Genomic DNA, 19,117 nt, shown 5'->3' on the forward strand with positions numbered 1-19,117 from the left:
CTACCTCCTATATGAAAAAAGCAGCGAAAATCGCTGCTTTTCCTTATAATTTTGATCGAACAGAGTTTAATTTCTTTTCCATCGTGCTTACTTTATCACGACGATCATCGATACGAATTGTTGTTGCAACGCGCTGTGCACCTTTCGTATATGGAACTTCATGCATTTGTTGAATTACTTCTAGAATGACAGGAAGATCTCCTTCAATTACTGTATTCATTGGTGTTAATTGATACTTCACGCGATCTGCATTTTTCTCTAGCACCTTTTGTACTTCTGCTACATATTCACTAACACTTGGATTACCAGTTCCTACTGGAATAATCGATACGTCAACAATTGCCATAGTAGTCTTCCTCCTATAATTGCTTCTTATATATCCATTGTCTATTTTACCGAAATACTCATCATTTTACTAATTTGTTATTCCTCTATTTTAAACTGCTCAACCAATCTTTCTAAGTCTCTCATATGCTCCGCCAAACTTTCCATCGTATGAGCTACCTTTTCTAGATGACTCACTTGAGATTCAGTTGCAGCATTTACTTCTTCCGAAACAGCTGCGCTTTCTTGACTTGTACTAGCAATTGTATGCATTACCGTTGTAATTTCTCCTTGCTCGTAACCGATGTTATGTACCTCTTCTACAATTTGTTCGACTGAAGTACTAATTGTATTTACAACTGACATAATTGTGCGGAATTCCGTTTCTGCCTCTGTCGTAACTTTATTTTGTATATCTGCAATATCTTTTAATTTACTTACAACCTCTACAACTCGTTTTACCTCTACTTGTACATCGCCAATCATCGTTGCGATTTCGCCTGTCGCCTCTTTCGATTGTTCCGCTAACTTTCGAACTTCTTCGGCAACAACAGCAAAGCCTTTACCTTGTTCCCCTGCACGCGCCGCCTCAATCGAAGCATTTAAAGCAAGTAAATTCGTTTGATCCGAAATACCTTTTATAAGCTCTACAACATTTTGAATCGATCCAACTCTTTGCTCTAACTTTCCGGATGCCTCTTCTGTATGAACAACAATCGAAGATGATTGGCCCCTTGTACGAACTAAATTACGCATCGTATTTAATCCTTGCTTAGATGCCTCTTCAGCTTTGCCAGCCACGTCTTTTATGTCACCGACTGAATTATTCATTTGTTCCACTGACTGCGCCATATTCTCGAGTTGCTCTGAAACTTCATCTACACTATTAGCAAGAGTGGACGCTCCTCCGCTCACATCATCCATTGCACCTGATACTTCTCTACTAGCTGCTACAGTTTCATTCGTTAAATAATGTAGATTATTCGTTGATTGTTGCACTGTTGATACACTATTTTTAATTTTACTTACCATTTCATTCATTTGCTCAACCATATGATTAAAGTGGTTCGTCAACTCTCCAACTTCATCCTTACTTGTCACTTTCATTTGCAACGTTAAATCACCTTCTGCCACTTTTTGAACGTGATTCGTTAATAGTTGCAGCGGTCTTGCTAATCTTCTTGAGAACAAGTATGAAGCTATGATTCCAACTAATAAGCTAATACAAGCCATTATAATGACTGTATTTCTCGTACTATTTAATAGCCCATCAATCGTTTCTTTCGGATAAAAAATTCCTATTTTCCATTTCATCAAATCAAATGACTGACTATAAACAACTACATCTTCACCTTTTAATGTAGTGACAGCATATTTTGTTACCTCTTTATTTAAACTCTTCACAAGTGGCTCTTTCGAAACATCTTTCCCTATTTTCTCTGGATAAACGAGAGCCATATTTTTATCATTTATAATAAACATTTCTCCGCCATTATTGTATTGAATATTATGAAGTAACTTCTGAATTGTTCCGAGCGATACATCCATCGCAACAACACCTAATACAGATCCATCTTGAGCTGTAATTGCTTTAGAAACTCCCACACTTAACTTACCTGTTGCAATTTCATACATAGGTTGTCCCCAGTGAACCTTTTTCACATCAGCTTCTGAGTCTTTATACCATTGTCTTGTCGTTGGATCATATCCTTCTGGCACTTGTCCACCTTCAGCAAGATTGGCACTTAATGTTTTTTTATCTTTCGTACCAATATATAAGTCTAAAATGCCAGGATGATTCTTTTTGTACTCCGAAAACTCTTTCGTCAAAAAGGCTTCTTCTTCTGGAGTAACTCCGTCTTGAAGTATATTACGAACCATCTCACTGTTCGCATAATATCCCATATCTTCATCCGTTCTTTGAACAAATGTCGTAAGTTGCTCTGTCACAAGATCCATCGTATTTTGAGAATACTGGTCTAAGGAGCGCACTTCCTTCTCTTTCTGTAATTGATACATAGCTGTACCTAATATTACGAACATCATAGAAATAAGTACCGAAAATACTACCGCAATTTTTAAACGTAAACTTCTCAACATCTTCCCCCAAGCATCCCCTTCGTATTGAATTCAAATCTTATTAATCACTATATTAAGTATAATGGATAAAATTAAAAAATTGAAATTAATTCTCATCTCAATTTGAGTAGACAACCTACTACCACTTGTGCAAAAACAAATAGTTCATTATCCTTAAAATATAATCTCATTCGTTCGGAGGGAACTATGTTACAAAAATTCGGTTTCTCACAATATGAAAGCCAAGCTTACGAAGTTGTCGTATCAAGCAACGAACCATTAGATGCTACAACGATCGTGAAGCATTCTGGTGTCCCAAAAGCAAAAATATATGAAGTGCTTGCACGCCTAATCGATAAAGGAATGGTAATGGATTCCGTTTCAGAGAAGAAAAAGATGTATACAGCATTACCACTCAAGCTAGCAATTGAAAAATTAACGACAGAATTTCAATCCAATATTAAAGAATTAGAGACAACTATATCGAAAAAATCATTTACAGATGACCGTGTGTGGAGCTTAAAAATGCAATCTTCTATTCGAGTTCAAAGTAAAGACCTCATCGAAAGTGCAAAAGAATCAATTCGCATTTCAGCTTGGAATGATACTCTTGTAGAATATCTTCCGTTATTAGAAGAAAAGGCAAAACAAGGGGTCAAAACCGAGTCCCTTATCGTTGGAAACGTAGAAACAAACTTAGAAAACATGCATTTTCTAATCCCAGCTGAAGAGCCTAATGCGCTAGAGCGCTACTTACTACTCATCGTTGATGACCGTGAAATTTTATTTGCTGGTGTAGAGCAAGAGTCATGGCAAGCAATGAAAACAATGTCACAACCTTTCGTAAAGTTCTTTACAGAATTTTTCTATCACGATGTTGCACTTGCGAAGATTACCCAGAAACACCATGATCTCTTTATGGAAGATGAGGAAATTAAGAGTTTGTTGATGAAGTTGAGATACTAAAAAAACGCCTCTATTACAAGGCGTTTTTTTCTACATTTCTTTTTTATTTTTCATCCTTAACACATAAGCACCAGCAATAATAAAACCAATTCCTAAAACGAATAAAGCCGTAAATTCATTACCAACGCCGCCAGTAGCTGGTAAACGCACTTCATTATGAGTATTATGTTGTTGCATCGGCTTCACATCAGCGGAAGGTTTCACTTCTTCATTCGGTGTTGGCTTATTTGGCTTAGAAGGAAGTGATGCCTTTTCTTCTTTCTTATTTTTCACAATATGTTTAATAATTTCTCCATCCTCTTTTATTTCAAATGCGAATGTCTCTTCATTTATTACATATCCATTCGGCGCTATCGTTTCTTTATACGTGTACTTTCCGTATGGTAGTTTAAATTTCGCTACACCTTTTTCATCCGTTTTCCCTTTTACTACTTCTTTCCCTTGTTCGTTGTAGATTGTAAACTCTGCATTTGGCAGTTTCGTATTCCCATCCGCTACATCTACTTTCGTTATTTCTAAATCACCTTCTACTTTCTTATCTTGAACGATATGTTTAATAATTTTGCCATTCTCTTTTATTTCAAATGCAAATGCCTCTTCATTTATTACATATCCATTCGGTGCTATCGTTTCTTTATACGTGTACTTTCCGTATGGTAGTTTAAATTTCGCTATACCTTGCTCATTTGTTTTTCCTTTTACTACTTCTTTTCCTTGTTCGTTGTAGATTGTAAACTCTGCATTTGGTAACTTCGTATTCCCATCCGCTACATCTACTTTTGTTATTTCTAGTTCACCTTCTACTTTTTTATCTTGAACGATATGTTTAATAATTTCTCCATTCTCTTTTATTTCAAATGCAAACGTCTCTTCACTTATTACATATCCATTCGGTGCTATTGTTTCTTTATACGTGTACTTTCCGTACGGTAGTTTAAATTTCGCTACACCTTTTTCATCCGTTTTCCCTTTTACTACTTCTTTCCCTTGTTCGTTGTAGATTGTAAACTCTGCATTTGGTAATTTTGTATTCCCATCCGCTATATTTACTTTCGTTATTTCTAGTTCACCTTTTATATTTTCATTTTTCAACTCTAATACAGCAGTTTCACCAGTTTTCACTTCAATTTTTTTAATACTTCCGTCTAACACATATCCAGCTGGCGCTTGAATTTCTTTGACGCTATATATACCGATTGGAAGATTCCCTAGCTCCGCAATCCCCTTATCATTAGTCGTGACATTTTGTTTAAAGTTTTCATTAGAAACTTCAAACACCGCCCCTTTTAATAATTCCTTTTTTTCTCCTAATTTCATAATCTTTAAAGAGCCTACTGATTCCCAATTTACAACTAAATCTGTACTGATTTTCTCACTATTTCTTTGTAACAATACCGTTGTATTTTGAACTTTTTCCGACCCTTTAAAAGCTATTGCTTGTAAATTTGTTAAATTAGACTTTACTTTCATTTTAAAATTACCACTACTCGTATTTTTTGGGATTAAAATTTTAAATTTTTCGTTAATTGATAATATACTTTTCTCTTCTCCATTTTCATTTACAATTCGAAGCCCTTTAGGAGCACCTTCAGGAAGTATTGTATAAGAGCCAGAAACCGCATTTGTTTGCACTGCATAAAATCCTGTTTCTAAATAATCACCTTTTTGTGTAGCAGTTTGTGGATCTACAGGATTAACTTTAAAAAATACATCTTGTGATCCTGTTTCTTGTTTTGAAGCCTCTACTAAACGCTTCATAAGATTATGTACTCGTTCATTTTTTGCAACTAAATCTTCTACCGTTAATTCATTTGCTGCAATCCATACCGCTAATTGTGTAGCATAATGCGCTTCTTCCGTTGTCGCTACACCTAATTCAGATGGGCTTTTTTGAGGATATCCGTTCAATAAAACACGGTATACAGAATCAGATGTTTTCCCCATCTCAGGCAAATCATCCCCATTGGGTGAACGTAAATCAGGCGTTAAACAATACGCAATACTACCCGAAGCCGTTTTAATTATTTCGGTCTTTATTTCACGCTGTTTCGACTTACTATAGCTCCAATCCATCTTATATGTTTCTCTGTTCATTACTTCTGCCTTTACTTGTGGCATTGCAATTCCTAATAAAATAATAAGAGCACTTAAAAAACTAAACCATTTTCCTACCATCTTTCGTTTCATTCTCTCCACCACCATATGTAAATTTCTGTATGAAGCAATCTTACTGTTTCATTGTACTTATAGTAAAAAAAAGAGAATAGGTGGTTTTTTTGTAGTATCTTGTCGAATTGTTGAGAAAGTTCCAAAGTAATAAGCAACTTTAAAATTATTTGCTCTCATGCTGCTATTGACAAATGAATATTACATATTTTAAATTTCCAAAAAATAAAAAAGCACTTTATAAGTGCCTTCATAACTTATGAGAAACAAATTTTAAACGAATATATATTACTTATCTTTTTCTTTTATCTCCATTAACAACTTAATTATTTTCTCATTTTGCTCCACTTGTTTCTCTGAATTTTGATAGATGAAACGAATCCACCTTAATACAAAAACAACTACAACTATCGGTAATAGTGCAAGTATCATACCGAATATAGAGAAATTGAACATCATTTTCCCATCACCTCGCTACATACAACTTTCTCCACATATCCACTAAAACCTGCAAAATTTTACAATTTTCAAAAAAGAACCTATCAAACGATAGATTCTTCTTTCACGAACTGAGTAGAACGTCCTCTCGTAATAGAGAAAATCGCACAAAGCAGAGCTAATATAATAAAGCCGCCACCTACCCAAGCATTATATATAACAGATGATTTTTCAATAACAACTCCGCCTACTGTTGAACCGAGCGCAATTCCTAAGTGAAGGGCAGAGTTATTTAAACTTTGCTGAATACCAGCCGATTCTGGCGCAATTTCAATTAAATAGTTTTGTTGCGCTGGTGAAATAGCCCAGCTCAGCATACTCCAAAGTCCCATCATAATAATAAAGAGCGGGAATGAGAATGTCATCATCGGCAATATGAAGATCGCACACGCAAATACAATAATAATTGAAATGATACTTTTCTTCGATCCCCATTTATCAGCAAGCAAGCCCCCAAGGCCGCCTCCAAGTACTGCTGCAATTCCGAAAATGAAGTAAAATACACTAATCCAATCCGCTTCAACATGCATCACATCTTTTAAAAATGGTGTTAAATATGCATATAGTGTTAAATGACCCGTTAAAAATAAAAATGATGTTAACTGTGCACTTACGATTTTCTTATCTTTTAACGTAGCAATTTGTTCTCTTATTGATAACACTGATGTCGGTGGTACTTTCGTTAAGAATAATGAAATACAAGCGATTGCTATAACTGTTAATACCGAAATTAATACAAATGGTGCACGCCATCCATATGCATTTCCAAGTACAAGTCCAAGTGGTACTCCAAGTACAAGTGATCCACTAATCCCCATAAAAATGATTCCAATGGCACGCGCACGAAAATGCGGTTCTACAACACTAGAAGCAAGTGTTACTGACAGTGCAATAATAAGCGAACCACTCGCTGCACAAACAACCCTTGAGAACATTAACATCCCGTAATTCACACTAAATGCTGAAATAATATTTCCGATTAAGAAAATTGATAATGCCCCAATGTATAATCTTTTTTTTTCAAATTTTCCAGTTATCGCTAATAAAACCGGACCTGATAAAGCAAATACTACTGAAAATATTGTTATAAGCTGACCAGCTGCACTAATAGATACTCCTAAATCATTGGCAACTAGATCGAGCGTTCCTCCTATAATTAGCTCAACCGTTCCGACTACGAAAGCCGCGATAGCTAAAATATACACACGAAAATTCAAGTCTTTCCCCACGCTTTCTTTTTTTGGTTACTACGACTATAGTAACCAAAAAAGAAATTGAACACAAGTACAATTTTTTTACAATAAAAAAACAGGCGTATCATACGCCTGCCTTCTAATTATTAAACACTAGTTTTGTTCTTCTTATTTAAATACCAATACACCGGCAGTCCAGTAAATACAATTCCAATTGATAAGAAACAACTTACCGGATCATTAATAATCGCACTTCCAAGTACAAACAATGATCCTAAAATCGCGATGATTGGTACGATTGGGAATAACGGTACACTGTATGCACGCTCTTTATTCTTGTTACGTTTTCTTAAAATGAAGACACCAATAAACGTCATTACATAGAAAATATAAATAATGAATACGGAAATCTCAGATAGCTTATTCGGATCACTAATAACCATTAAAATAATTCCTAAAATGATTTCAACAGTAATCGCATTTGCTGGTGTTTTAAATCTTGGACTTTCCTTTGCGATAAACTTAGAAAACGGAAGGTGTCCACGCTCTGCCATAGACATCGGAATACGTGGGAACGTTAAAATCTTTCCATTTAAACAACCGAAAATAGAAACGATAATACCGATACTAATGATTTTCCCGCCATATTCTCCAAGTAGCATGCCCGCAGCTGTCGCTGTTGCATTCTCTCCAAGGTCTACAATTTTCGCTGCTGGTAACACATTTAATAATGCCAAGTTAATTAGTACGTAAGCAGCCGTTACAATTAAAATCCCAACTGTCATCGCTTTCGGTAATAGCTTTGTTGGATTCTTCATTTCTCCGCCAATCGAAGCAAGTAGAATCCAGCCGTCATAAGCAAATAATGTTGCTAAAATTGCCATACCGATACTTTGATTTTCTGATATCGGCACTACTACATTAAAGATATCGCTATTTCCTTTCCAAAAACCTAACACAACAATTAATACGATTGGAATCATCTTTCCAATTGTCGTAACCGTTTGGACGATACCTCCATATTTTGTTCCCATACTATTTACAACGCCAAGGAACACAACTGTTCCAATAGCAATTGGTAAATTCCATACTTTATCTAAATAGAAAAAATTAATCATTAAAGAACTAAAGTACAATCCTAATGTTCCAATAATAGCTGGTCCATAAACAATTGTTTGCATCCAGCCTGATAAATATCCCCAAAAACTTCCGTAAATCTCCTCTAAATACGTATACAACCCACCATTTTTCGGGATTTGCGCTCCAATTTCAGCTACTGTTAAACCACTTGCTAACGTCAACAGACCACCAATTACCCAAGCAAGAATAGCCATATTAGAACTCCCCGAGTAATCTAATACGCTCCCTGGCTTCATAAACACACCAGATCCAATAATCGTTCCTACTACGATAGAAAGTGCTACTGTTAAACCAATTTTATTCTTCTCATCATGATGCATGCTGCGTATCCTCCTTCCAATTCTAGTGTGATGCAAAAATGAAATAAAAAAACACTCCTCCCTAAAAAAGGGACGAGTGTTATATTCGTGGTTCCACCCTTGTTTCAATTCGTAAAGTAACATACTTCACCAATTTCTCAAGTCTAAATAACGGTTTTTGCCGGCAAGCAATTACTAGGTATCCGTTCACTGCTGCAGTTCAGAGGTGGTAATCCATTTTTCCGTATTAGGAAGCTCACAGCCAAAGGCTTCCCTCTCTGAGAATCGTAAAAAATTGATCATGTCCTCATCATCACTTCTTGATGTCGAATTTTGTAGTTATTGTTCATTATATTGAATTGTTAGAAAAAATCAATATATTTTTTTATATAACATAAGAAATGTTTCTCTTCTTATATTATAACAGAAGCTATAATATTTCTCTAATTCCCGAGTATCTTTGGAACAGCGTAGCGGTAAAAATTATCTCAGCGATTTTCAAAATATATCAATTTACCAACAAAAAACGACAATAAGTAAGAGGAGACTTTCTAAAAGAAAGTCTCCTCACATACATACCTTCCGGTTGCCCACACGGAAGATACGACTTCACTCAATTATTTCTCATCTTTTTTCATAAAAAATTTCCCCCGCATTAACGGGCAGTAAAACTTCCACCTTAAAATCCAGCGAATACAAGGATGAAGTTGGAATATTAACTGCCCGTAAAAGCCCGATTGGTTCAACTAATAATCAGTGGAAATGCACCACTGATTAAAGTTTCACTTTATGGTGCGGTAAATCAACGTTCAATTCCTCTAATTGTTTCTTTTCATTCTCTAAAATCGCTTTTGCTTTTTCTTTCGTTGTCTCATCTAATCCCGCAAAGATGTCTTCATGCTTCTCTTTCTCTGGAAGTTTCACACCTAGCTTTGTTAATTCTTCTTTTGCTTGCTCATGAGTTAATTTCCCGGATTTTTCTTGTTCAAAAATAGACTTTGCTTTTGCTTTTGTTGCTTCATCTAAGTCAGCAAGCATGTCTTTACGCTTACCTTTCTCTGGGAATTTCACACCTAGCTTTGTTAATTCTTCTTTTGCTTGTTCACGTGTTAGTTTGCCGGATTTCTCTTGTTCTAAGATTGATTTCGCTTTTTCTTTTGTTGCTTCGTCTAAGTTAGCGAACATATCTCCATGCTTACCCTTTTCTAGGAACTTCACGCCTAGTTTTGTTAATTCTTCTTTTGCTTGTTCACGTGTTAGTTTGCCGGATTTCTCTTGTTCTAAGATTGATTTCGCTTTTTCTTTTGTTGCTTCATCTAAGTTAGCGAACATATCTCCATGCTTACCCTTCTCTGGCATTTTCACGCCTAACTTCGTTAATTCCTCTTGCGCTTGTTCACTTGTTAATTTCCCAGATTTCTCTTGCTCTAAAATCGATTTCGCTTTTTCTTTCGTTTGATCATCTAATCCCGCAAACATATCTTTACGTTTTTGTTTCTCTGGAAGCTTTACACCTAACTCCTTCAACTGTTTCTTTGTATCGTCCATAATCGTTTTTACTTTTTGTTTTGTAGCGTCATCTAAATCTTTTTTCGCTGTTTTTGTAGACTGCTCAGCTGCTTGAGTATTCGTTGCCGCGAATGCCGGAATACCGACTCCTCCAATGATTCCGAATGATAAAGCACCTGCAATCGCTAAATACCCAACTGTTTTCTTCTTCATAGGAAATTTCCTCCTTCATATTTCTAAAGCATGTACACTTTCGTATACAATTCCTATAGTAATGTTGGTTTCTTAACATTTCCTTAACGACTTAACAAAAAAACGCCGCTCATCCCGAGCGGCGTTGTTCTAAGCTTTTTGTAATTGTAATTCTTCACGTTCCATTATTCTTCTTAATACAATTGTTTGTGTCATTGTAAATAAATTACCCGTTATCCAGTACAACACAAGTCCTGATGGCGCCGCAAATCCCATAAATAGAATCATTGCTGGCATCATAATTTGCTGCACTTTCAGCATCTGTACTTGTTCTCCAGGTGTAATATTAGATTGGAAAACTTTCATCTGAATAAATGTCGTTAACGCTGCGATAATCGGTAATATATGATAAGGATCTGCATGTCCTAAGTTCACCCATAAAAATGACGATGTGCGAATCTCTTCTGTTCGGCTAATCGCATAATACAAAGCAGAGAAAATCGGCATTTGTATTAATAGTGGCCAGCAACCAGCTAGTGGATTCCAACCGCCTGATTTCATTAGTTCCGACATTTCCTTTTGATACTGCTTTTGTTTTTCAAGATCTTTACCCACATCACCGTATTTTTGTTTCAGCTTCTGCAGTTCAGGTTGCATTTTCTTCATTTTCGCTTGACTACGATATTGTGAAACAGCTAATGGAATCATTGCTGAACGAATAACGAGCGTCATAATAATGATAGCAATCCCGAAGCTAGCTCCCGGTATATGATGAGCAACAAATTGAATCATAAACGAGATTGGATATACGAAATAATGATCCCAAATTCCCGTACTATGTGCATCAATTGGGGCTGCATTACTGCAACCAGATAAAACAAAAACAAGTAATAATGATAAACTAACGAGCACAGCTCGGTATGATTTTAACATGTTCATTCCTCCAATGTTTCGTAATTATTTAGCGAAACATTGGTGTATACGGACCGATCTCGTCATTCTCTTCACTGGATTCTTGTCTGCGCACAGAACGAATCATTCCATATTTATAAAAAATAGAGAAAAGCGATACATTACCAGTACCCTCTTCACACGTATTAACTAGTTTAAAAGCTCTTTGTCTACCGCTTGATGCTTGCTGACGCACAAAGCGAGAAACGTTAGCAAGGAAGAAAACTTCTAATAAACAAAGTGCTGTCGTTACAAACGATATATATAGAATTGCATCCTGCAATAAAAATTCCATCGCTTCACATCCTTAATAAGGTCATTTTAGCACATCGGGCAAATATTCTCTATTTCCTTTTATCGTCAAAAAAGTATTTTGCATATTTTCTCAAGAAAACTATGCTAAAAAACTAATGTATTCGCTTTCTTTAGTATATTCACACGTATCCTTGTATAGGTTTAATTTGTTAGAAATTTATAAAATTTTCGCATTATAATAAAACTATTGCCAGTTTTTGAAAAAACCTTTATTCTCTTCTTGTAATCAATAATGAATATGGAGATGAAACATACTATGGGTCAACTAGGAGACGCCGATTACGTTCCCGACACCGCCTTTTTATCCTTCCCAGCAGCTAAAACATTTCACTTAGAATTTATCATACAGTTGGTTGTTATTTTCGTAGCCTCTATTTTGTATGCAATTTCTATGAATATGTTCTTTATCCCGCATAACATGATTAGCGGTGGCTTCGCTGGTGTAGGGATGATTATCGGTTATTTAATGCACTACAATATCGGTGCACTTATCTTTTTACTAAACATTCCTCTTCTTATTTTAAGTCATTTTTACTTAGGCAAGAAGACAACCTTTTTAACAGCGTACTTTGTAGCTATATCATCGTTAGCGATGAACATTATCCCGGTACACCAAGTTTCAGACGATATTTTACTGTCTTCTGTATTTGGTGGTGTAATCTGCGGAGCAGCTTCCGGAATCATATTCCGATTTGCTTCTTCAACAGGTGGCTTCGATGTTGTTGGATTGATTGTAGCGAAACATCGAGATATTTCAATTGGAGCAATCATCTTTGGATTCAACTTAATCTTACTTGTTGCAGCAGGATTTATTTTCGGATGGGATATTACGCTTTATACGTTAATTAGCCGGTTTGTAGTCAGCAAAGTTATCGATGCTGTGCATACGAAACATATTAAATTAACGATAATGACAGTTACAGAAAAAGGCGAGGAAATAAAAAGCGCACTATTGCATCACGGCATACGCGGTGTGACAATGGTAGATGCTGTCGGCGGCTATACAAACCATAAGAAAAAAATGATTTACACTGTCGTGACTCGCTATGAGTTAGGCGAAATGAAACGTATTATCCGTCAAGTGGATAACAAAGCATTCATGAACATTACTGAAACAGTTGAAATTGTCGGCCGTTTCAAACGCATATAAAAAAGGTTAATACATGAAAGGGCATAACATATTAGTCATATATAATATGTTATGCCCTTTGTTATTCAACTAACGCACCCTTTAGCATAATAAAATCACGAAGTTTATTACTACAAATCGGAGGATAGCATTCCATATACGATACTATCTGTCCATTCATTTTTATTCCAAAAATCTTGTATGAAATGGGCTTCCTTTCTCATGCCTATTCGTTCACACAATTTTTGTGAAGCTGTATTACGTGCATCAAGATTAGCTTGTATACGATGTACATGAAATTCATTAAATAATTTAAATACCAAACTATTTACTGCTTCTGTTGCCAAACCTCTCCCAGCTACTTCATTTGAAAAACTATAACCAATCTCAACAGTGTCTTTCATATTTGTGTACCATACGGATAAATCACCAATTACTTTAGTCTTGTATATAACTGCCAAACTTAATATTGATTCTTTAGTAAGTACATTATTTACTAGCTTCTTATTAAATTTTTTCTGCATGTCTTCATGAGTCCACTTATTATGTAATAGGAACTTACATGTATCATCATTATTATAAATAGCAAATACATCCTGTAAATCAGTACTCTTAAAAGGTCTAATTATTAATCTTTCTGTTGTGATCTCCAAGTTAGCTCTCCTCCCTTACATTCATGCTACAAAACATTTTTTATAGTATTTAATCCTCCTTCTTAGACCTCACCTTGATTACATATTTCATCATAATAAATTAAAATCCTTCTTCCACTAAACTGCATTGTTAGTGGTATTTCCTTGCGCTTTTTATTTTTTACACTTATTACAAAATCAGATAATTCTATTATTGTGGCCCTAAATGTGTTATAATGAAAGCAGACTCACAAAAAAAGAGTATATAGACTTGGAAGTTTCTCTTATTTTTACAAGCAAAAAGAAACGAGCAGTCAGGTATATTTCAGACACCATACACGTAACGGTTTAAAAAACCGATCATCTTAGTTATTCTTCCATGATCTTTTTATAAAAAGATACGTACAACTAAAATTCACTTCAATATACTATACCTACCTTTTTGACTTCCAAATCATCTTATTACATAAGGAGATGAACATATGAATCAATATATAAGATATACAATAGCTGTCCTGTTTGCTATTATCGGCGGAACAATCTGCTTCTGGACAAACACTCAGCTTGGAGAGAATATCATTTTTAATGGAATCGAAACGCTTGTAAGCGCTTCAATTTTAGGTGGATACATTTTCTTCCTCTTCAATCCAGAAGAAAATGCGCAAAAAACAATGTTATTAACAATGATCGGAATCGTTGGCGGATGTATCTCCTACTCAATGACTAACTATACATTACCACTTCAATTAAGCTCAGCTTTCTTCCACGGTCTATGGACTTGGTTCATTGCATTCTGCCTAGCAGACGTATTCAACCTTTTACAAGACAATGAAGAAGAGAACGGTCGCCAAATTGAAAGTAACTCGTAAGCTGGAAGATACTCTTCCAGCTTTTTTAGATTGGTTTTCATACCCCCGTTGGTATTTACTGAAATATATCAGCGATTTTTTCATTATATCGACGTTTCGACACGGGATATCGACTTACCGACAATTTTCAGCAACCTATGTAGGCTCTATGCCCTGTCACTATAATAAAAAGAAGCTACCCTCACGGCAACTTCTTTTCTACATATCCCACTTAGTATTCACTAAAATATATCAGCGATTTTTCAAATATATCGGCGATTTTTAAACTTATATCAACGATTTTTTCATTATATCGACGATTCGACACAACATATCGACTTACCGACACCCTTCGACACTCAAAACGCACAACATACCCTATCCCCCAAGCAACTTACTGCCGAACTCTACGATTAAAAAGATAACTAATAGGATCGCGAGTATCTTTAATGCTACATATGCTACTTTAAAAACAGCATAAATGAGCAAGACTATTAAAATAATCGTTAAAATTTCCATCTAGAATTCCTCCAAGCTTTGCTCTGCTTATCTTATTTTACTCGCTTCAGACTTTTTATGGAACGGCATAAGACGACATAGAAAAAAGAGGATACCTCACCCATCGTAAGATACCCTCTCTTTCAACTGCTCAAACCATTCTCTCTCTAATTGTAAATATCCTATTTCACTCTTCTCGGCACTCTTTAATTCTTTGTCTGCTTTCCTCATATAAGTTTTGGACGCTTCCATATCGCCCTCTAAATATTTAACAATTCCTTGTGTGCGATAATACCCATGTAAGTCCACTTTTGTAATGGCCTTCCCATGTTCCTTCGCTTCTTGCAGAGAAAGACTATCCATCTCATAAAGAGCTTTATATAAAAGATACCAACTATGAAAACTACTAACGAAATATTTATTTTCTTTCGTGACCGAAAGTTGAGCAACTTGTTCTACATATAGTATTGCTCTTTCCATTCCCTTTTGATCCGATCGGGCAAGGAAAACGAGCATAAGTCCGCTCATGATCTCTCTTATATTTTTATTTTCTTTTATTTTATCTTCGCTAAGTTCTACTAATCTCTTATCCCAATCTTTCGGCCTCTTATAACTAAATAACTCACTCGATACTTGAATGTTATATACATGCTGCTTCGCCTTTTCATCATCTTTAATTAAAATAAGAAATTGCATACCATCGCTCATAAGCGTTCCTTTTATCGGCGAGATTGTAACCGCAAAAATTATAAAATGGAAAACAGAAAAATATAAAAGATATTGATAATAACTCACCATGTATATGTAACCAAAAGTAATACCAAATAGTAAACTTGTTATTGGTCCACCTAAAGTCATCCATGCCCATTTTTTCGAAAGGTTCGGTGTTACTATAGAAGGCGGTATTAACATTGCCACGCCTCCGAAGTACGCCCATAATTTATTTTCTCGAATACGTACTTTCCCCTTCTCTTTTTGAACAGTAATAGGCCCTACTGTCATAAATTTAAATGTCAAACCACCTATTATGCCGAATATGACATGTCCTAACTCATGAATGATTACCACTAACAGAAAAATACCCAATAATACCCATATATTCAACATTGTTTCTAATTTTCCAGTTCGGATCACTCCGTATAAAATGGACAGAATGAGCGCCACTGTCAGTGAACCAGCTGGCCTTCTTAAAATATCCACCTTTTTCTCCCCTTAATAAATCATTTTTCTATGCATTTCGTACATATATGTTCCAACATGTAATACCCAAACGAACGAAATCATAATGACCATAAAATAATCTTTCCCATCTAAAAGTGCATACACAATCGCCGCTAACCACGCACAGGCAAGTGTCATATTTGTATATTGGTATGCCTTATATCCCGCTTCATGAACAATTTGTTTTTGCCCTTCATCTGCATTCTTTGCCCACATTTCCATTGACTGAGAATACGTAACACTCTGTTCTGGATATAGAGCGTTATACCTTTTCCTCATTACAGATCCTAACCAAGTTATAGCAATAAAGCACACTGTAGATACCACAATACTTACACTAACAAAGAGCAAGTTTCCCTCACTTGTATACGTTCTATAAAAAGCAATAACTGAGCAAACAAACCATGATGGAATAACAATTTCCATTACTCGAAAATAAATAAGTGCTATTCCTAATCTTCGTCCCTTAACATTTTCTTCTTCATCTTTCGTTTGTGCGAGCGCCCTTGTACGCTTCCAAATATAATATATAGCTATTACGCCAAATAAACTCATCATGCCAATGCTAATAACAGGAGATATTTTACTAGTTCCCTCTGTTGCAATATCTCCTACTACATACCCTATAAACCCACCGCATACCACTCCTACTAACAACTTCAGTATAGTCAAATTTTTCCCCTTTACTTTACTCTTCATCTCCATCTTCCCCCTCCACTAACGTAAATATTTCCTCCACCGGTACGTTGAAAATGTGTGCGATTTTTAGCGACAATACAATAGATGGTGCATAATCCCCGCGCTCAATTAAACTAATCGTTTGCCGTGATGATCCTATCGCTTTCCCTAAATCCCCTTGTGATAAACGATGCTTTGCTCGCAATTCCCTCACTCGATTTTGAAGCTTCATGTCTTCCCTCTTTTTCATTTATTTAATTAAAATTGTAAATAATGCCCTTATTTTTGTCAATTATAATTGTCATTTTGACGTTAATAATTGACAATATAATCTATATAATTTTAAACAGATGAACTAACAAAATCTCATTAAAATAGATTGGAACATAAAATAAAAAGGCAGTGCGTCTGCACTGCCTTCCTAAATTCTGACATAGAATGGATTCCATATTAACTTGCGTTTTGTAACAATACTCGTTTTAGCTGTTTGCGGAAACGTACTCCTAACGTAATTGCTACGATAACGATAACTCCAACAATGATTTTACCGATATGATCTTCTAGCACTCCAAAAATATCATGTAAGTTGCCACCTAACCAGTAACCACCGATTAAGAAGAATGATACCCAAAATAGAGCACCTGAGTAAATTGTAATCGCAAAACGACGGAATGGTAAGTTAATAATTCCTGCAAAATATCCTGTAAAATGACGTACACCAGGAATAAAGAAGCCGATAAAAATAAGGAAGTATCCATACTTATCAAACCACATTCTTGTTAAGTCGATTTTTCTTTGTGTTAAAAATACGTATTTCCCATACTTTTGAATAAAGGGCATACCTAATTTATTTCCTAAAAAGTATTGAATTGTCATTCCTACACTTGTCCCAATAAAGGATAGGATAATTAAAATTGGTAAACTTAAATCGCCCTTCTGTGCTAAAAACCCCGCATATGCTAACGTTGGCTCTCCCGGAAACGGAAGTGCAATATATTCTAACAGCAAACCAACAAGTACAACATAGTACCCGTACTGCTGAAATAATTCATGAACCCATTCCATGTCATCTCTCCTTTCAATCACGTACAACTTCTTACTATTATTGTATAAAAAAATTGTCGAAATAACTATCACAATAGCTTACATTTTTATTACATTTTTGTAAGGCTCACACTAAAGTTTTCTGTTCATTATTTGCTGCTATCCATTATCGTTTTAAAATAAGCTAACAACTATATATAAGACGACACAAGGGCGTTAATATGCATTTTTTATCCAGTTTTTAACACTTAAAAGTCACCTTATTTTGTTCTCAATAAAAAACCACCACAAACTCATACTAACTTCATATTAGCTTCATATACGTATTGTAAGATTATATCGGAATTTGTTGAAAAATTTAACTAATATATGACTAAGCATTAAATTGAATAAATATAAGTAGTTTTTCGAAATTGAAAAAAGGGTGAATAAGAAATGGAAGCTTATAAAATGCATGATTTTATTAATACAAATGTTGAATCTCATCAAAATGAAACCGTTTTTAATTTACACATATGTGAAACAAGTGAATTTGACGTAAGTTTAATAAAATCTACAACACTGTCTTTTATCGTTTCAAAAAAGAACATTAAGATTGTTACGAAAAAATGGATTAATTCAAATCAAGAAAGCATGATTGGTAAAAGTTACATCATTCCAACGAAAGCTTTCCACTACTTCTTACCAATTATTTCTGAAACTGAAGATGAGCTAAATATTCAAGTTCAAAGTTTTGGACTACATGGTGAACTTTTACTAAATGAAAGATTACTTATTGATAAAAACAACAAACAAAATCCAAAGATTACTACCTTCTTTGAAACATTAGATGAAAATGTAAATAAAGTATTACGAGGATTGCAAATTCATTGTATGTAAGACTATTACAATAGCAAAAAGGAGAATATAATGAAAAAACTATTATTAAGCGCACTATTATCATTAGGATTTTTAACTATTCCATTCACAAATGCTGAGGCAGCTACAACAAACGATCAGCTTATCGTGAATACGCAGTTAAATAAAATGGATTATTATCAAAACGGACAATTTATAAAGAGTTTTACTGTAGCTACTGGAAAGGCAGCCACACCTACGCCTAAAGGTACTTTTCAAATCGTTAATAAAATTAAAAACCGTCCTTACTATACAGGAAAAATTAAAGGCGGCGATCCACGTAATCCACTTGGTGACCGTTGGCTCGGACTAAACATGGCAGGAACTTACGGAACAACTTATGCGATTCATGGTACTAACAATAATCAAGCAATCGGCAAATGGACAACACTTGGTTGTATTCGTATGTATAACAATGATATACACTGGTTATTTGAGCGTATTCAGCAGCAAGCTACCGTCACTGTAAAATAACCTAAAAACAAGATTTATGTGTAGCCAAGAATTTTATATCTTGGCTTATTTTATTTATTCATTT

Annotated in this window: 20 protein-coding genes and 1 other annotated feature; of the genes, 5 read left to right on the forward strand and 15 right to left on the reverse strand. The window is 35.1% G+C overall.

Translation table 11 applies throughout. The annotated features are described in order from the left end of the window. Positions 1–43: 43 nt before the first annotated feature. Positions 44–346 (reverse strand): MTH1187 family thiamine-binding protein, encoded by a 303-nt coding sequence (locus tag ACLBWW_RS10295; protein ID WP_001018862.1) that lies wholly within the window; start codon positions 344–346, stop codon positions 44–46. A 77-nt stretch (positions 347–423) separates the two neighbouring features. Next, on the reverse strand, positions 424–2,424 hold the full coding sequence (locus ACLBWW_RS10300) for a methyl-accepting chemotaxis protein (RefSeq protein ID WP_098221838.1): 2,001 nt from the start codon (positions 2,422–2,424) through the stop codon (positions 424–426). A gap of 186 nt (positions 2,425–2,610) precedes the next feature. Here ACLBWW_RS10300 and ACLBWW_RS10305 point away from each other — a divergent pair, with 186 nt between their 5' ends. After that, on the forward strand, positions 2,611–3,369 hold the full coding sequence (locus ACLBWW_RS10305) for a TrmB family transcriptional regulator (RefSeq protein ID WP_048542356.1): 759 nt from the start codon (positions 2,611–2,613) through the stop codon (positions 3,367–3,369). A gap of 30 nt (positions 3,370–3,399) precedes the next feature. Here the strand turns inward: ACLBWW_RS10305 and ACLBWW_RS10310 are convergent, their stop codons facing one another. The 7 genes from ACLBWW_RS10310 to ACLBWW_RS10340 all read right to left on the reverse strand — a co-directional run bounded on the left by ACLBWW_RS10310 (position 3,400) and on the right by ACLBWW_RS10340 (position 11,612). Beyond that, the gene (locus ACLBWW_RS10310; RefSeq protein WP_098047355.1) at positions 3,400–5,556 is read right to left on the reverse strand and encodes a SpaA isopeptide-forming pilin-related protein; all 2,157 of its coding nucleotides are present in this window, start codon (positions 5,554–5,556) and stop codon (positions 3,400–3,402) included. A gap of 267 nt (positions 5,557–5,823) precedes the next feature. After that, entirely contained in the window at positions 5,824–5,994 is a 171-nt protein-coding gene (locus tag ACLBWW_RS10315) for a hypothetical protein (protein ID WP_046960012.1), read from the reverse strand. 83 nt (positions 5,995–6,077) lie between these two features. Next, positions 6,078–7,262, reverse strand: coding sequence for an MFS transporter (locus ACLBWW_RS10320; protein WP_098887517.1), 1,185 nt, complete (start codon positions 7,260–7,262; stop codon positions 6,078–6,080). A gap of 110 nt (positions 7,263–7,372) precedes the next feature. Further along, positions 7,373–8,686, reverse strand: coding sequence for an APC family permease (locus tag ACLBWW_RS10325; protein WP_048542362.1), 1,314 nt, complete (start codon positions 8,684–8,686; stop codon positions 7,373–7,375). Between the two features lie 65 nt (positions 8,687–8,751). Continuing rightward, positions 8,752–8,988: a binding site (T-box leader), on the reverse strand. A gap of 451 nt (positions 8,989–9,439) precedes the next feature. After that, positions 9,440–10,387 carry a hypothetical protein gene (locus ACLBWW_RS10330; protein WP_048542364.1) on the reverse strand — a complete coding sequence of 316 codons (948 nt, stop codon included), beginning with the start codon at positions 10,385–10,387 and terminating at the stop codon, positions 9,440–9,442. 129 nt (positions 10,388–10,516) lie between these two features. Continuing rightward, the gene (gene yidC, locus ACLBWW_RS10335) at positions 10,517–11,299 is read right to left on the reverse strand and encodes a membrane protein insertase YidC (RefSeq protein WP_000920534.1); all 783 of its coding nucleotides are present in this window, start codon (positions 11,297–11,299) and stop codon (positions 10,517–10,519) included. Positions 11,300–11,327: 28 nt separating this feature from the next. Continuing rightward, complete coding sequence (locus ACLBWW_RS10340) at positions 11,328–11,612, reverse strand: hypothetical protein (RefSeq protein ID WP_048542366.1); 285 nt, start codon at positions 11,610–11,612, stop codon at positions 11,328–11,330. Between the two features lie 276 nt (positions 11,613–11,888). Between ACLBWW_RS10340 and ACLBWW_RS10345 the strand changes: the two genes are divergently transcribed. Continuing rightward, on the forward strand, positions 11,889–12,782 hold the full coding sequence (locus ACLBWW_RS10345; protein ID WP_000530033.1) for a YitT family protein: 894 nt from the start codon (positions 11,889–11,891) through the stop codon (positions 12,780–12,782). Positions 12,783–12,892: 110 nt separating this feature from the next. On the opposite strand, the gene ACLBWW_RS10350 is transcribed toward ACLBWW_RS10345, so the two are convergent. Further along, positions 12,893–13,414, reverse strand: a complete 522-nt coding sequence (locus ACLBWW_RS10350) for a GNAT family N-acetyltransferase (protein WP_048542368.1) — start codon at positions 13,412–13,414, stop codon at positions 12,893–12,895. Between the two features lie 461 nt (positions 13,415–13,875). On the opposite strand from ACLBWW_RS10350, the gene ACLBWW_RS10355 reads away from it, so the two are divergent. Further along, the gene (locus tag ACLBWW_RS10355; RefSeq protein WP_001077770.1) at positions 13,876–14,262 is read left to right on the forward strand and encodes a DUF3938 domain-containing protein; all 387 of its coding nucleotides are present in this window, start codon (positions 13,876–13,878) and stop codon (positions 14,260–14,262) included. Positions 14,263–14,619: 357 nt separating this feature from the next. Here ACLBWW_RS10355 and ACLBWW_RS10360 read toward each other — a convergent pair whose 3' ends face one another. The 5 genes from ACLBWW_RS10360 to ACLBWW_RS10380 all read right to left on the reverse strand — a co-directional run bounded on the left by ACLBWW_RS10360 (position 14,620) and on the right by ACLBWW_RS10380 (position 17,703). Further along, on the reverse strand, positions 14,620–14,760 hold the full coding sequence (locus tag ACLBWW_RS10360; protein ID WP_000404783.1) for a DUF3985 family protein: 141 nt from the start codon (positions 14,758–14,760) through the stop codon (positions 14,620–14,622). A gap of 96 nt (positions 14,761–14,856) precedes the next feature. Further along, positions 14,857–15,939 carry a M50 family metallopeptidase gene (locus tag ACLBWW_RS10365; protein ID WP_048542370.1) on the reverse strand — a complete coding sequence of 361 codons (1,083 nt, stop codon included), beginning with the start codon at positions 15,937–15,939 and terminating at the stop codon, positions 14,857–14,859. 12 nt (positions 15,940–15,951) lie between these two features. Beyond that, positions 15,952–16,665, reverse strand: a complete 714-nt coding sequence (locus ACLBWW_RS10370; RefSeq protein WP_048542372.1) for a DUF3169 family protein — start codon at positions 16,663–16,665, stop codon at positions 15,952–15,954. Further along, positions 16,649–16,870, reverse strand: coding sequence for a helix-turn-helix transcriptional regulator (locus ACLBWW_RS10375; protein WP_048542374.1), 222 nt, complete (start codon positions 16,868–16,870; stop codon positions 16,649–16,651). Before ACLBWW_RS10375 ends, ACLBWW_RS10370 begins: the two co-directional genes overlap by 17 nt. Before the next feature lie 218 nt (positions 16,871–17,088). Further along, positions 17,089–17,703, reverse strand: coding sequence for a DedA family protein (locus tag ACLBWW_RS10380; protein WP_048542376.1), 615 nt, complete (start codon positions 17,701–17,703; stop codon positions 17,089–17,091). A 414-nt stretch (positions 17,704–18,117) separates the two neighbouring features. On the opposite strand from ACLBWW_RS10380, the gene ACLBWW_RS10385 reads away from it, so the two are divergent. Beyond that, positions 18,118–18,561 carry a DUF3978 family protein gene (locus ACLBWW_RS10385; RefSeq protein WP_048542378.1) on the forward strand — a complete coding sequence of 148 codons (444 nt, stop codon included), beginning with the start codon at positions 18,118–18,120 and terminating at the stop codon, positions 18,559–18,561. Positions 18,562–18,591: 30 nt separating this feature from the next. After that, positions 18,592–19,053 carry a L,D-transpeptidase gene (locus tag ACLBWW_RS10390; RefSeq protein WP_000735054.1) on the forward strand — a complete coding sequence of 154 codons (462 nt, stop codon included), beginning with the start codon at positions 18,592–18,594 and terminating at the stop codon, positions 19,051–19,053. The last annotated feature ends 64 nt before the right edge of the window (positions 19,054–19,117 follow it).

It is taken from the genome of Bacillus sp. M5A3_1b (assembly GCF_053345335.1).

Excerpts from the sequence above, each read along its gene's own strand:
- ACLBWW_RS10295 (WP_001018862.1), bottom strand. The coding sequence starts at position 346 with ATGGCAATTGTTGACGTATCGATTATTCCAGTAGGAACTGGTAATCCA.
- ACLBWW_RS10300 (WP_098221838.1), bottom strand. The coding sequence starts at position 2,424 with ATGTTGAGAAGTTTACGTTTAAAAATTGCGGTAGTATTTTCGGTACTT.
- ACLBWW_RS10305 (WP_048542356.1), top strand. The coding sequence starts at position 2,611 with ATGTTACAAAAATTCGGTTTCTCACAATATGAAAGCCAAGCTTACGAA.
- ACLBWW_RS10310 (WP_098047355.1), bottom strand. The coding sequence starts at position 5,556 with ATGAAACGAAAGATGGTAGGAAAATGGTTTAGTTTTTTAAGTGCTCTT.
- ACLBWW_RS10315 (WP_046960012.1), bottom strand. The coding sequence starts at position 5,994 with ATGATGTTCAATTTCTCTATATTCGGTATGATACTTGCACTATTACCG.
- ACLBWW_RS10325 (WP_048542362.1), bottom strand. The coding sequence starts at position 8,686 with ATGCATCATGATGAGAAGAATAAAATTGGTTTAACAGTAGCACTTTCT.
- ACLBWW_RS10330 (WP_048542364.1), bottom strand. The coding sequence starts at position 10,387 with ATGAAGAAGAAAACAGTTGGGTATTTAGCGATTGCAGGTGCTTTATCA.
- yidC (WP_000920534.1), bottom strand. The coding sequence starts at position 11,299 with ATGTTAAAATCATACCGAGCTGTGCTCGTTAGTTTATCATTATTACTT.
- ACLBWW_RS10340 (WP_048542366.1), bottom strand. The coding sequence starts at position 11,612 with ATGGAATTTTTATTGCAGGATGCAATTCTATATATATCGTTTGTAACG.
- ACLBWW_RS10345 (WP_000530033.1), top strand. The coding sequence starts at position 11,889 with ATGGGTCAACTAGGAGACGCCGATTACGTTCCCGACACCGCCTTTTTA.
- ACLBWW_RS10355 (WP_001077770.1), top strand. The coding sequence starts at position 13,876 with ATGAATCAATATATAAGATATACAATAGCTGTCCTGTTTGCTATTATC.
- ACLBWW_RS10360 (WP_000404783.1), bottom strand. The coding sequence starts at position 14,760 with ATGGAAATTTTAACGATTATTTTAATAGTCTTGCTCATTTATGCTGTT.
- ACLBWW_RS10370 (WP_048542372.1), bottom strand. The coding sequence starts at position 16,665 with ATGGAGATGAAGAGTAAAGTAAAGGGGAAAAATTTGACTATACTGAAG.
- ACLBWW_RS10375 (WP_048542374.1), bottom strand. The coding sequence starts at position 16,870 with ATGAAGCTTCAAAATCGAGTGAGGGAATTGCGAGCAAAGCATCGTTTA.
- ACLBWW_RS10380 (WP_048542376.1), bottom strand. The coding sequence starts at position 17,703 with ATGGAATGGGTTCATGAATTATTTCAGCAGTACGGGTACTATGTTGTA.
- ACLBWW_RS10385 (WP_048542378.1), top strand. The coding sequence starts at position 18,118 with ATGGAAGCTTATAAAATGCATGATTTTATTAATACAAATGTTGAATCT.
- ACLBWW_RS10390 (WP_000735054.1), top strand. The coding sequence starts at position 18,592 with ATGAAAAAACTATTATTAAGCGCACTATTATCATTAGGATTTTTAACT.